The 13155-nt window shown below is 68.8% G+C and carries 7 protein-coding genes and 1 pseudogene; all 8 read right to left on the reverse strand.

Annotation, left to right across the window (positions count from 1 at the left end; genetic code table 11):
• Positions 1 to 116 precede the first annotated feature (116 nt).
• Positions 117 to 317, reverse strand: a complete 201-nt coding sequence (locus QH470_RS05465) for a DUF5988 family protein (protein ID WP_280271157.1) — start codon at positions 315 to 317, stop codon at positions 117 to 119.
• Positions 318 to 444: 127 nt separating this feature from the next.
• Positions 445 to 1989 (reverse strand): acyl-CoA carboxylase subunit beta, encoded by a 1545-nt coding sequence (locus tag QH470_RS05470; RefSeq protein WP_280271158.1) that lies wholly within the window; start codon positions 1987 to 1989, stop codon positions 445 to 447.
• Positions 1989 to 7235, reverse strand: coding sequence for a polyketide synthase Pks13 (gene pks13 / locus QH470_RS05475; RefSeq protein WP_280271159.1), 5247 nt, complete (start codon positions 7233 to 7235; stop codon positions 1989 to 1991). Before pks13 ends, QH470_RS05470 begins: the two co-directional genes overlap by 1 nt.
• A gap of 76 nt (positions 7236 to 7311) precedes the next feature.
• The gene (gene fadD32 / locus QH470_RS05480) at positions 7312 to 9234 is read right to left on the reverse strand and encodes a long-chain-fatty-acid--AMP ligase FadD32 (protein WP_280271160.1); all 1923 of its coding nucleotides are present in this window, start codon (positions 9232 to 9234) and stop codon (positions 7312 to 7314) included.
• A 220-nt stretch (positions 9235 to 9454) separates the two neighbouring features.
• Entirely contained in the window at positions 9455 to 10516 is a 1062-nt protein-coding gene (locus QH470_RS05485) for an LLM class F420-dependent oxidoreductase (protein WP_280271161.1), read from the reverse strand.
• 142 nt (positions 10517 to 10658) lie between these two features.
• Positions 10659 to 11654: a cutinase family protein gene (locus QH470_RS05490; RefSeq protein WP_280271162.1), complete on the reverse strand. Its 996-nt coding sequence runs from the start codon at positions 11652 to 11654 to the stop codon at positions 10659 to 10661.
• The gene (locus tag QH470_RS05495) at positions 11651 to 12169 is read right to left on the reverse strand and encodes a DUF732 domain-containing protein (RefSeq protein WP_280271163.1); all 519 of its coding nucleotides are present in this window, start codon (positions 12167 to 12169) and stop codon (positions 11651 to 11653) included. The genes QH470_RS05490 and QH470_RS05495 overlap by 4 nt, the downstream gene beginning before the upstream one ends.
• A gap of 221 nt (positions 12170 to 12390) precedes the next feature.
• A pseudogene (locus tag QH470_RS05500) lies at positions 12391 to 12939 on the reverse strand (LGFP repeat-containing protein); the annotation flags it as partial.
• Positions 12940 to 13155 lie beyond the last annotated feature (216 nt).

A 13155-nucleotide genomic window follows, 5' to 3' on the forward strand; every position in this document is an offset into this window, starting at 1 on the left:
CCCCCCCCCCCCCCCCCGGGGTGGGGGTGGCGCGCGGCGCTCTCTCTCCGGGTTTTCCTCTGCTCCCCTCCCGGGGCGGCCGGCCCCCGCCCCCGCCCCCCCCCGGCCCTGTGCTCTCACCGTTCGAGCCTGCCCGTCCACTCGTAGACCGGCAGGTTGCCCTCGGTGGTGTCCTCCCAGCGTGGGGTCACCTTGAAGCGCTCGTAGCCGCCGTTGAACTGGATTCGCAGTTCGATGCCCGGTGGGGTGATCGGCACGATGCGCTGTGGCAGGTCGGCCGGTCCACCCTGCAGTACGGCTTTCGGTGAGCTTCCCATAGCTGAAGGCTCTCATACCTGCGGTGATTCACCGGCCGATTCCGCAAAAGACACCCCGTCCACCTGCCGTTCCACGGGATTTCACCGGTCCGGGCAGACCTCGCCCGGCACGGGGTGTCGCGCCGACCTACAGCGGGAGCAGGTGGTGTTTGCGCGGGTTGCGTTGCAGCTTCTTGTCGCGGAGCAGGTGCAGGGCGCGACGGATTTCCAGGCGGGTGGTGGCGGGCTCGATGACCGCGTCGATGAAGCCGCGTTCGGCGGCGACCCACGGGTTGGCCATGGTGGCGTTGTAGAAGTCGATCATCTGCTGCCGGACGGCCTCGCGCTGGTCCTCCGGCGCGGCCTCGATCTGCTTGCGCCCGATCAGGCTGACCGCGCTCTCGGCGCCCATCACCGCGATGCGGGCCGTCGGCCACGCCAGGTTCACGTCCGCGCCGAGCTGCTTGGAGCCCATCACCGCGTACCCGCCGCCGTAGGCCTTGCGGATCACCACGGTCACCTTCGGCACCGACGCCTCGACGAACGCGAACAGGAACCTACCGCCGCGCTTGATGACGCCGATCTTCTCCTGCTCCACACCGGGCAGGAAGCCGGGCGTATCCACCACCAGCACCAGCGGAATCTCGAACGCGTCGCACAACCGCACGAAATGCGAGGCCTTGTCCGACGCGCGGGCGTCCAGCGCACCGGCGGAGACCATCGGCTGATTGGCGACCACGCCGACCGAACGACCGTCCACCCGTGCGAACCCGGTGATGATGTTCAGCCCCGCCTGCGCGCCGACCTCGTGGAATTCGCCGTCGTCGAAGATGCGCAGCAGGATGTCGTGCATGTCGTAACCGGCATTGTCGGAATCCGGCACGATCGAGTTCAGTTCCAGGTCGGAATCGGTGACCTCGGGCTCCATGCCCGGGTTCACCACCGGCGGCTCCTCCTGGCAGCTCGTCGGCATGTAGCCCAGATACTGACGCACCCAGTCGAAGGCGGCCTTCTCGTCCTTGGCGACGTGGTGGATATTGCCGTACTCGGCCTGGCTGCGAGCGCCGCCGAGTTCCTCCAGGCTGACGTCCTCGCCGGTGACCTCGCGGATCACCTTCGGCCCGGTGACGAACATGTACGCCTCTTCGGTGGCGACCACGACATCGGTGTTGATCGGCTGGTACACCGCACCGCCCGCACAGCTGCCCAGGATCAGCGAGATCTGCGGCACCATGCCCGACAGCGGCTCCACCTTCAGCGCGATATTGGCGTACCAGGCCAGCGAACTGACCGCCTCCTGCACGCGCGCGCCGCCGGAATCCTGGATGCCGACCACGGGGCAGCCGACCTTGGCCGCGAACTCCATGATCGTGCAGACCTTGCGGCCGAACATCTCACCGACCGACCCGCCGTACACGGTCTGGTCGTGCGAGAACACCGCCACCGGACGGCCCTCGACGAGACCGTGCCCGATGACCACGCCGTCGCCGTACAGCGCGTCCTTGATGCTCGGATTGCGAACCAGCGCACCGATTTCCACGAAGGTGCCCGGATCGACCAGCATGTTGATCCGATCGCGCGCGCTCGGGATGCCCTTGCGCGCCCGCTTGGCCACCCCCGCCTCACCTGCCGGCTCCTGCGCGAGCTCGAGCTTCTTCCGCAGGTCCGCAAGCTTCTCGGCGGTCGTACTCACTAGATTCCTTTCGCGATCGCAGCCAATTTCTGCGTCAGGTCGGCACCGATGGTGGCGATGCGCGGCTCGTCGATGATCTGGAGATGATCACCCGGGATGCGGATGATTTCCAGAGCCGGGAGGTAGTCGTCCCAGCCACCATTGGGCTGCCGTTCGGCGAAGCGGGGCTCGAGTTCGATCATGCCGTCGTGATAGCGGTCGGCGAGGTACAGCACCACGTCACCGTCGTAGTGCGACGGCTGCGCCTTCTCGAGTTCCCGGCTGTCGAGCCAGGACGTGCGCTGATGCTCGATCACGCCGCCGGGGATCTTCACGTCGGCAAACTTCAGCAGATCGGTGATGATCTTGTACTGCTCCGCGTCGGACGCGTCCGCCAGCTCGCGCAGCATGTCGTCGTCCAGCTCGCCCTCGATGCCGTAGGTCTTCTTCGCGAACTCCTGGAAACGCTCGACGCGGGCGCGCCGCCCCTCGGGGCTGCTGTCCTCGGGATCGACGGGCAGCGCGAGATCGATCAGCCCCACCAGCCGGACGTCGTCGCCCTCGGCCCGCATCAGCTGCGCGACCTGGAGCGAGAAGACGGCTCCCAGCGACCAGCCGTAGAAGACGTAGGGCCCGCCGGGCTGGAGTTCCCGGATCTTCGGAATGTACTGGCGCGCACGCTCTTCCATCGAACCCTCGACGCGCTCGAAGCCGTACATCGGCGTGTCGCCGGGCAGGCGCTTCAGCAGCGGCTCGTAGACCAGCGTGTTGCCGCCCGAGGGATGGAACACGAAGACGGGCACGGCATCCGAGCCCTCGGTGCGCCCGCGCAGGGTGCGCACGAAGCCGTCGACATCCCCGGCGCTGTCCTGGTGCTGCCGCACGATGTCGGCGAGCTGCTCGATGGTCTCGCAGTCGAGCACGTCCTCGACGTCGAGCTCCGCGCCGACCCGCTCGGACAGCCGCGCCGCCAGCTTCTCGGCGGTGTCCTGGTCCAGGATCGGCAGGGTGTCGAAGACGCCGCCCGGCGACTTGCCGGTGATCGTGGCCCAGGTCGCGTAGGTCAGCCGCTCGGCGGCATCGCGCGGGGGCACGTTGTCCTCGGCCGACTCCTCGCCGAACAGCGACGGCTGCACGGGAGTCTGCGCGGTCGCGGGCTCGGGCTTTTCGGGCGCGCTCTCGGCCAGCTTGTCCTTCACGACGGCGGCCGGATCCGCACCGGACTCCATGGCGGCCCGCGCGGCGGCGACGAAGTTGTCGTCGACGGCCAGCGAACCGCCCTCGGCCGCTTGCTGTTCGGCGATCGCGGCGACCTCGTCGCGGTGCTCGATGGCGTAGCGCAGTACCTTGGCGACCTCGTTGAGGCTGGCGTCGCGCACGGCCGCGACCTGCAGCTGCGGGATGTCGAACTCGTACTCGACCCGGTTCTTGATGCGCATGGCCATCAGCGAGTCCAGACCCAGCTCCATGAGCGGGATCTCCATCGGCAGGTCCTCCACGGCGTAGCCCATGGACTCGGCGACGATGATCGCCAGCCGCTGCTCCACGGTCTGGGCGCCGCTGGGGTCCCACCTGTCGCCGATGGTCTCGGCGACCACGAGATCGGCTGTCCCGCCGCCGTTCCCGGCCTCATCCCTGTCCTTGTCCCCCGTCATTCCGGCGAGCTTTTGGCCGGAATCGTTTTGGCTCCCGGGACGACCGGAGGACGCGCGCGACGCCCCCGTCACCACAGCCTCGAACAACAACCGGAATGCGCCGTCCTGCTCCCCGTGCACCTGCACCGAGGCGCCGCCGAGGTGCGGGGTGAGCGTGGTGGTCAGATTCCCGGACGCGGGCAGCGGCGAATGGGCGACGGTCGCCTCGACCGCCACGTCCGAAAGCACCTGCGCCGCAGCGGAACTCACCAGCCCGGACAGGTCGGTGACGGCCGCCGCCGACACCTCCCAGGCGTGCCGTCCGTCCGGCAGCGCGACGTGCGAACCCGGCGCCCGCCCGGTCCCCCCGCCGGAGGCGATGGTGACCGTCGGCCAATATTCCTTGCGCAGGAACGCCGTTCGCGGAATGTCGGCGAAATCACCGGCGGGCAGCAGCGACGACAGATCGACCCGATGCCCCTGCACGTACAGCTGCGCCAGCGCCGAGATGATGCCCGCGGCCTCGTCTTCCTTGCGCTTGAGCGTGGGGATGAGCGCCGCGTTGTGCACCCCGGCCGCGAAGGTCGTACCCAGCACCTGCATCAGCGCAACGGAATTCGGCGCGAGTTCCAGATAGGTGGTGATGCCGGTGTCGACGGCCTGCCGCACAGCGTTGGTGAAGTACACCGGGTGCCGCATGTTGGTGACCCAGTAGTCCACGTCGTGCACCGGGTCCGAGCCCGCGCGGTACACGGTGGCCTTGTGCACGGTCGAGTACAGGTCGGCGGTCAGCTTGGTGGGCTCGATACCGGCCAGCTCGGCCGCCAGCTCGCCCAGCAGCGGGTCCATCTGCGAGGTGTGCCCGGCGCCGCGAGTCTGCAGCACCCGGGCGAACTTGCCCTCCGATTCGGCCCGCGCCACGACGGCATGCACCTGGTCCGGCGGCCCGCCGATCACGGTGTTGGTGGGTGCGGCGTACACCGCGACCTCGAGGTCCGGGTAGTCGGCCAGCACCTTCTCGATGTCCTCGGCGCTGTACTCGACCAGCGCCATATTGCGGACGTCGGCCTCGGTGAGCATCTGCTCGCCCTCGCCCATCAGCCGCGACCGCGCGCAGATCACCCGCACGGCGTCCTCGAGGTTCATGCCGCCGGAAATGTAGGACCCCGCGGCCTCGCCCTGGGAGTGGCCTACCACGCCCTCCGGCTCGGCCCCGTGCGCCCGCAGCAGCGCGGCCAGGCCGAGCTGAATGGCGAACACGCCGACCTGCGACGTGCCGACGTCCCAGTCCTGCGCGTCGTCGAGCATCATCTCCCTGACCGAGTAACCGGCCTCGTCCTGCACCAGCTCGTCGACCTCGTCGACGGCACGGGCGAAGATCGAATTCTCCAGGTAGAGCTGCTTGCCCATCTTGCGGTGGTGCGACCCGAAACCGGACAGCACCCACATGGCGCCCTTGGCGGCGGGGGCGTCGGCGGTGAACACGCCCGGCCCCGGCTTGCCCTCGGCGATGGCACGCAGCCCCGCGACGGCCTCGTCGTGGGTCTTGGCCAGCACGACGCCGCGCGAGCGGCCGTGGTTGCGCTTGGCCAGCGAGCGCGCCACGGACTCGAGCGAGGCCGCTTGTCCCGCTTCGGATTCCAGCCAGTCGGCCAGGTCGGCCGCGGCCCGTCGCCGCCGCGAGGGCAGGTACGCGGACACGGCCAGGATCACCGGCAGCGGTTCGGTGCGCTCGGCGGTCCACTCCGGCGTCGGGTCCGCCGTCAGTCCGGCGCTCTCGGCGATGGTCGGCCCCTCGGCCACCGGTGTGCCGTCCGCCGACTCGGCCTCGGCGGCCGCGAGCACGGCCTCGGCGTCCGCGACGATCCCGGTGTCCTCGTTGTCCAGATCGGCGGGCGATGCCGGGGTCTCCGCCGCGGCGGGCACATACTCCTGGATGACCACGTGCGCGTTGGTGCCGCCGAAGCCGAAGCCGGAGACGCCGATGGTCGCCCGCCCGCTGTAGCGCGGGAATTCGGTCGGCTCATCGATGACCTTCAGATGCGCCTGCTCGAACGGGATGTAGGGATTGGGCCCCGCGAATCCGATATTCGGCGGAATCACGTTGTGCTGCAACGACATGACGATCTTGGCCAGGCTCGCGGCCCCCGCGCCCGACTCCAGGTGCCCGAAGTTGGTCTTGACCGATCCGAGCAGCGCGGGCTTGTCGGCCTCGCGGCCACGCCCGACGACACGCGCCAGCGCGTCCGCCTCGATGGGGTCGCCGAGCAACGTGCCGGTGCCGTGCGCCTCGACGTAATCGACCGACGACGGGAGGATTCCGGCGTCACGGTAGGCGCGGCGCAGCACCTCGGCCTGGGCATCCGGATTCGGCGCCAGCAGACCGTTGGAGCGGCCGTCGTTGTTGACCGCGGAACCCTTGACCACGGCCAGGATTCGGTCACCGTCGCGCTCGGCGTCGGCCAGGCGCTTGAGCACCACCATGCCGCCGCCCTCGGAGCGGACCATGCCGTCGGCGTCGGACGAGAACGCCTTGATGTGGCCGTCCTTCGCCACCGCGCCCGCACCGTCGAAACCCAGGGTCGCGAACGGGGCCAGGATCATGTTCACGCCGCCGGCGAGCGCTACGTCGGCATCGCCGCTGCGCAACGCCTGCACCGCCTCGTGCACCGCGACCAAGGTCGACGAGCACGCGGAATCCACGGAGACCGACGGACCCCGGAAGTCGAAGAAATAGGACACCCGGTTGGGGATGATGGACGAGACGCTGCCGGTGATCCCGTAGGCCGCGGCCGTCGCCGGAGTGTTCGCGTCGACCGGGGCGCCCGCCGCCATCGCGGCCAGGAACATGAAGTCGTTCCCCGACGAGCCGATGAACACGCCGACCGGCTGCCCCTTCAGATCACTGGCGGGAATCCGGGCGTGCTCCAACGCTTCCCAGGTCAGCTCCATCATCAGGCGCTGCTGCGGGTCGACGCGCTCGACCTCGATCGGCGACATCGCGAAGAACTCGGCGTCGAACCCCTTGACCACGTCCTGGTCGAGGTAGCCGCCGCGGGTGTTCGCCTGCTCGACGGCCGCGGCCATCTGCGGCTCGGCGGTGAACTCCGACCACCGGCCCGACGGCAGCTCCCGGATCCCGTCCCCGCGATTGATCAGGAACTCCCACGTCGACTCGGGCGTGTTGCCCGCACCCGGCAGCCGGGTCGACAGGCCGACGATGGCGATGTCGTGCGCCTCCCCCGGCTGGTAACCGGCGGTATAGAAGGAGTCGTCGGTCGATTCCGCGGGCTCCTCGGGCACGCCGCCGGCCGCGATCACCTCGGCCAGCGAGCCGATGGTCGGGTGCTGGTACACGACCGTGGCGCTCAGCATCACCCCGGTGAGTTCCTCGATGTCGCCACCGAGGGCGAGGGCGTCGCGCGAGGCCAGCCCGAACTCCTCCATCGGCCGGTCCACCGTGATCTGCTCGATCGGCTGGCCGGTGGCGTCGGCGACCCAGCGCCGCAACCACTCTCGCAGCTCGGCCACCGACATCTCGGTGGCCGGTGCGGCGGCCCGGGTGTCGTCGCTGACCGCATCGCTCTCGGGCGAAACGGCGTCGGTCGTCTGAGTGCCCTCGTTGTCAGCCATCAATTCCTCAAGCTACCTGGGTGGGGGTGTCGGGTGGGCAGGGATCGACAGCCAGTATCGCAAGCGCGGATGTCGCTCACTCTTCCTCGGGGGCGTCCGGGAAGGCCTGTTGCGTGTAGCCGCCCCGCAGGGTGCCCTCCAGGTACGCGGCCCGGCAGGCGCGGCGGGCGATCTTGCCGCTCGAGGTCCGCGGGATCGAACCGGCCGGCACCAGCAGCACGTCGCGCACGGTGACGCCGTGCCGCTGCGAGATCGCCGCGCGCACCGCGTCGGCGATCGGCGCCGGATCGGCCTTGTGCGCGCCCGGACCACGCTCGGCGACGACCACCAGTTGCTCGGAGGCATCGTCGGCGTCGTACTTGATGCCCGAATGGCTGTCGGCCTCGAACACCTCGGCCGGGAGCTGGTTGGCCGGCACCGAGAACGCCGCCACGAAGCCGGGGCGCAGCAGCTTGCTGGCCTCCTGCGCCGAGTACTCCAGATCCTGCGGGTAATGATTGCGGCCGTCGACGATCACCAGGTCCTTGACCCGGCCGGTGATGTACAGCTCGCCATCGATGTAGACGCCGTAGTCGCCGGTGCGCATCCAGGTCGCGTCGGCGGGGGTGCCCTCGGCCTTGCTGCCCTCGGGCAGGCGGTTGGGCAGCAGGTTCTTGAAGGTCTTGCGGGTCTCGTCGTCCCGGCCCCAGTACCCGATGCCGATGTTGTTGCCGTGCAACCAGATCTCACCGACCTGGCCCTCGGGCTGCTCGCGCGGGCCGGCGGGGTCGTCGACCGTCTCCGCGTCGACGATGGCCGCCCACTGCGACAACGCGACGTACCCGCAGCTGACCTGCGCGATGGCGTTGGCGGTGCCCTGTTCGACCTTGACGATCCGGCCGGCGTTCAGCTCGTCGCGGTCCACGTAGATGACCTTGGCCTCGTCCTCGGCCCGGGTCGCGGAGACGAACAGCGTCGCCTCGGCCATGCCGTAGCAGGGCTTGATGGCCGTCTTCGGCAGACCGTAGGGGGCGAACGCCTCGTTGAACTTCTTCATCGAGGAGGTGGTGACCGGCTCGCTGCCGTTGATCAGGCCGATGACGTTGGACAGGTCCAGCGTCTCGCCGTTCTTCGGCAGGCCGCGAGCGGCCGCGTGCTCGAACGCGAAATTCGGTGCGGCGGCGAAGGTTCCGGCGCCGTCGGAGACCGCGGCCAGCTCCTTGATCCAGCGGCCCGGACGCCGGACGAAGGCGCTGGGCGACATGATCGTGATGAACTTGCCGCCGATGGCGGGCAGGATCACGCACAGCAGGCCCATGTCGTGGAACAGCGGCAGCCAGGTCACGCCGCGCGAATTCCAGTCCAGGTTGATGGCGTTGATCATCTGCAGCAGGTTGGTGCCCACCGCGCGGTGGGTGATCTCGACACCGGCCGGGGTCCGCGTCGACCCCGAGGTGTACTGCAGATAAGCGATGTTGTCCACGGTGATGTCGGGGTAGGCCCAGGCCTCACCGAGCGAATCGGGCACCGCGTCCACGGCGATGACGCGCGGGCGCTGCGCGGCCGGCAGCGGACGGAAGAACTGGCGCACGCCCGCGGCGGAGGAGCTCGCCGTGAGGATGGCCGAGGGCTTGCAATCGCCGAGTACCGCGTGCAGCCGATCGGTGTGGCCGGGCTCGTCCGGGTCGAACAGCGGGACCGCGATGGTGCCGGCATAGATGGCGGCGAAGAACGACACCACGTAGTCCAGCCCCTGCGGCGCCAGGATCGCGACCCGGTCACCGGGCTTCGTGACCTGCTGCAGGCGCGCGGCGACCGCACGCAGGCGGATGCCGAATTCCTTCCAGGTCAGGTCCTGGTACTCGCCGTCGCGCTCACGGGAGTAGTCGATGTAGCGATAGGCAAGCGTGTTCGCGTCGTTGCGGGTGTGCTTCTCGACGTAATCGACCAGAGTGCGCCCCTCGGGAATGCTGATATTCCCGGATTCGTCCAGGTAGTCGTCGAAAGTCTCGTCCGTCATTCCTTCTCCTCCGAGGCACACGCAGCACGGCATCATGGCCGCTGTTACCTGTGAGGCCCCGACTCTCTTACGCCCGCGGGCGCTCTGTGGTGCAAGAGCATGCCTGCAGCTTTTCCGGCGGTCTGCGCGGTGACCACCTATCGGCTAGATGTACTCAAACCAGGGACATGTTACAGAGCAGGCCCCGGCGCGGTCCCTGGTGCGAGTGAACATGACTCGGTCACGCCTCCCGTAGCAACGGGATCACCGGCGCGAAGGCATCCATCTGAGTCGGAAACACTCCGACATAAGACATCGAGGTGAGTTTGCGCACGTTACGAATCTGCTCCGCTATCTCCTCGAATGTGCCGATCGCCACATAGGGCGAGGTGAGTATGTCTTCGACCGAAAGCTGTACGTCCACTTCGAGGTCGGGGTGTAGGCCCTTCTCGATTGCGGACAATGCCATTTCTGCCGTGCGCTCGCGATCGTCGGTGATCACCACGGCGGTGATGGTCCAGTTCAGTTCGATATCCGCGAACCGATCGCCGGCCGCCTGCTTGATCAGGTTCACCTTCTCGACGGTCTTGTCGAGGGTGATGCCCGACAGCAGGCCCTTGCCTTCCTTGGTGGTCCGCGGAACCACCGAGATGATGTCGGCGTGCTTGGCGGCCAGCCGCAGCATCTTCGGGCCGCCGCCACCGGTCACCAGCGGCGGGCGCGGGCCCTGCCGCGGCCGCGGGGTGCCCTTGATGCCGCGCACCTGGTAGTGCTTGCCCTCGAAGTGACATTCCTGGCCGCGTAACAGCACGTCCAGGATGGTCAGCGTCTCGTCCAGCTTCTCCAGCCGCACTCCCGGCGACTCGTAGGGGATGCCGGCGGCCTCGAACTCGCTCTTGATCCAGCCGGCGCCCACGCCCAGTTCCAGCCGGCCCTTGGACAGCACGTCGATGGTGGCGGCGTCCTTGGCCAGCACCACCGGATGCCGGAAGCCGTTGGCCAGCACCGACGTTCCGATGCGGATCCGCTCGGTGGCCACCGCCAGCGCGCCCAGCGCCGCGATCGGGCCGACCTGCGGGCCGAGGTGGTCGGGCACCGCGAACGAGTCGTAGCCGTACTCCTCGGCTTGCTGCGCCAGCTTGACGAACTTGCGCGCCCCGCCCTCCTGCTGGTTGCCCTCGCCGGCGGCCGCGAACCGGAACTCGCGCGGCGGCGTACCCAGCGCAGTCACCTCGGCAGCAGCCGATGCACGGCTCGCCGTGGCGGCCGGTGTGCGGCTCGCCGTGGTGGCGGCTTCTGTCATTTACCTCATGCTCCTGGCTGTCCGGAATGGCTACGACGCCGGGCCGATCCGAGAGGAAGCGGCTCCGGCGTCGCGATCATCGCTGCACTTTACAGCGTGCCCACGAAACCTTGGGGGCCTCGGGGTTGACCCCTGTTAACAGTCACGAATGGGGCGGGTGCGGAGCGCCCTCGATCAGGTCTGCCGCCCAATTCGCCGTCCACTGCGTGGCCGTGGTGCCGTTCTCATCCACCTGGAAGGTGTTGTACAGGGCGTGCACCGGGTTTCCGACGGCTCTGACCAGCGTCATCAGGCTCGGGATCATATTGAACGGGTTCAGCGCCTGCTTCGGAGCGTCGCAGATCAAATCGCCCGGCGCGCAGATGGTGTAGGTCCGATCCGCGAGTTCGCCGAAGCCGCCCGGGCGCGATCCGGTCATCTTGATGCCCGGGACGTTGAGGCCCTGCAGCGCGACCTCCGCGCCCACGCCCGGCGGACTCGGCCCGACCGCGGCGGCCTGGCCCGGTCCGAAATCGCGGCGACCGTCGGCGATCAGCATCACGCCGAGCACGCGGTCGGCCGGAACGGGACCCTTGCCCGCGCCGATCTGCGCGGCGATGTCGCCGCCGATCACCGCGCCCTGCGAGAAACCGGCGATCACATAACTGGTGAGGGGGCAGCTTTTCGCCATCGATGAGAGTTCGTCGAGAGCCCGCCCGGCGCCCTCCGAGCGGCTGTTGTTGTAGGACTGCTGGCCGTCCGGCGGGATCGCGATCGGATTGGAGAATTGCGCGACGTAAGGGACGGTGTAGACGTCCAACCGGCTGTCCGGGAACCGCTCCCGCATCGGGTTGCTGACGTTGAGCATCAACGAGATCGGATTGGCGCTCGGGTGGTGCGGATCGTCGTTGCTGTTGGACTCCCACGTCCCCGGAATCGACAGCAACTGGACGTCCGGGCAGGAGGCCGGCTGACTGGTCGGCGGGCCCGGCTTCGGCGGCGTCGGCTTCGGCAGCCGCAGCGGACCGGCCAGCAGGTACCACAGCAGCAGCACCACGACCACCAGCACGACGATGCCTACCAGGAACAGCAGGCAGCCGGGACGACGGCGACGACCGCGGCCGCTGCCTCCCGGATAGCCCGAGCGTCGTGCGTTCACTTGTTGCAGTAGGTCTGGTTCGCGGTGTCGACGTAGATCCGGCCGGCCTGTTCGACGGGCATCTTCTGCGGGTCGAACGCCGGGTCGGAACCGGCCATCGCGTTCACGTAGGTGGTGATCTGGTCATCGGGCAGGCCCGATGCCTTGCCCTGGCAGACGAAGCTCGCCGTGGTCACCGCGATGTCCGGGGTGGGGCTCAGGCCGCGCCTCTTCAGTTCCTCGATCAGCGCCTGGTCCTTGGCCGACAGCTCGGACGTATTGCCCGCGGCGACCGAGGGTTCCACCGGTTCGGGCCGCTCCATCGCACCGGAGGTCGGCGCGGCGGGCGGGGCGCCCTCCTCCGGCGGCACCTGTACCACCGAGGGGATGGTGGGACCGGCGGTCGCGGTCGTGGCCGAGGTCTTCAGCGTCGGCGTGCTCGACGCGGTCGAATCGTTGTCGCCGCAGGCAGCGAGCAGGCCGACGGCGGCGAGCGACACCACGACGCCGGTTACCTTTCCACGGGTCCGCAACATGAATTTCGTTTCCTCGATCTGTGCAAGCCAACGGGACGCGGTCCAGGCTACTTGTATTTTGCTCCGCTGCGCTCCGCGGTTCGCGGCCCCTGAGGCTCGATTCTTCCCTCCTCCGCTCCTCCGCTTCGCTCCCCCGCTCCGTCAGTCCAGAATCGAGCCGGGCCGCGAACTCCTAGGGTGTACCTCCGGTACGTGTGCTTCAGGCGGGACTCTTGGCGGGGTCAGAGGCCGTGTATCTCGGGTTTGCCGTCGCGGACGACTATGAAGCCGGTTTGGAAGTTCTGTTGGATGCCTCCCGGTACCGGGAACTCGTCGCTGGTGGGGTAGCCGAGGCGGCCGTTCTCGAAGCCCTGGCGGCCCCACGCCTCCATGATCAGGCCGTTGCGTACCGCCCAGGAACCCGAGAGCGGGCTCCAGTAGATGTTGCCGCCCTCGAACGCGCTGACGCGGCCGAGATCTTTCAGTGGCTGCTCCTCGGCGACGGGGAAGCCCAGCGGACTGTTCTCGAAGCCCAGTTGCGCGTACTTGCCGAGGATCAGGCCCTGGACGCGATGGGCTCCGGTCTTGTCGCTGAAGTACATCGGACTGTTCTCGAAGCCCTGCACCGCGCCGCGTTGGTTCGGGGTGGGCTGCTCGGGGCCCGTGGGGTAACCGGCGGGACCGCCTTCGAAGCCCTGTGCGCCCCACTCCTGCAGCATCGCGCCGCGCACCATCTGGGCGCCGGTCTGGGGCGTCCAGTACACCGAGCCGTTCTGGAAGGACTGGAATCGGGGGGGGGGCGCGGGGGGGGCGCGCGCGGCGGCGCCCGCGCACTTCCGCTCCCGGCGGGGGGGGGCGTCTTCCGGGGCGCCGCTGTGCTTTATATCACCCCCCCCCGGGCGCCCCCCAACCGCGGAGCGCAGCGGAGCAAAATACAAGTAGCCTGGACCGCGTCCCGTTGGCTTGCACAGATCGAGGAAACGAAATTCATGTTGCGGACCCGTGGA

The organism is Nocardia wallacei (assembly GCF_029868745.1).
GTDB lineage: Bacteria > Actinomycetota > Actinomycetes > Mycobacteriales > Mycobacteriaceae > Nocardia > Nocardia wallacei_B.

Bases quoted from the DNA above. Each gene is read 5' to 3' on its own strand.
- QH470_RS05465 (WP_280271157.1), bottom strand. From the start codon at position 317: ATGGGAAGCTCACCGAAAGCCGTACTGCAGGGTGGACCGGCCGACCTG.
- pks13 (WP_280271159.1), bottom strand. From the start codon at position 7,235: ATGGCTGACAACGAGGGCACTCAGACGACCGACGCCGTTTCGCCCGAG.
- fadD32 (WP_280271160.1), bottom strand. From the start codon at position 9,234: ATGACGGACGAGACTTTCGACGACTACCTGGACGAATCCGGGAATATC.
- QH470_RS05485 (WP_280271161.1), bottom strand. From the start codon at position 10,516: ATGACAGAAGCCGCCACCACGGCGAGCCGCACACCGGCCGCCACGGCG.
- QH470_RS05495 (WP_280271163.1), bottom strand. From the start codon at position 12,169: ATGTTGCGGACCCGTGGAAAGGTAACCGGCGTCGTGGTGTCGCTCGCC.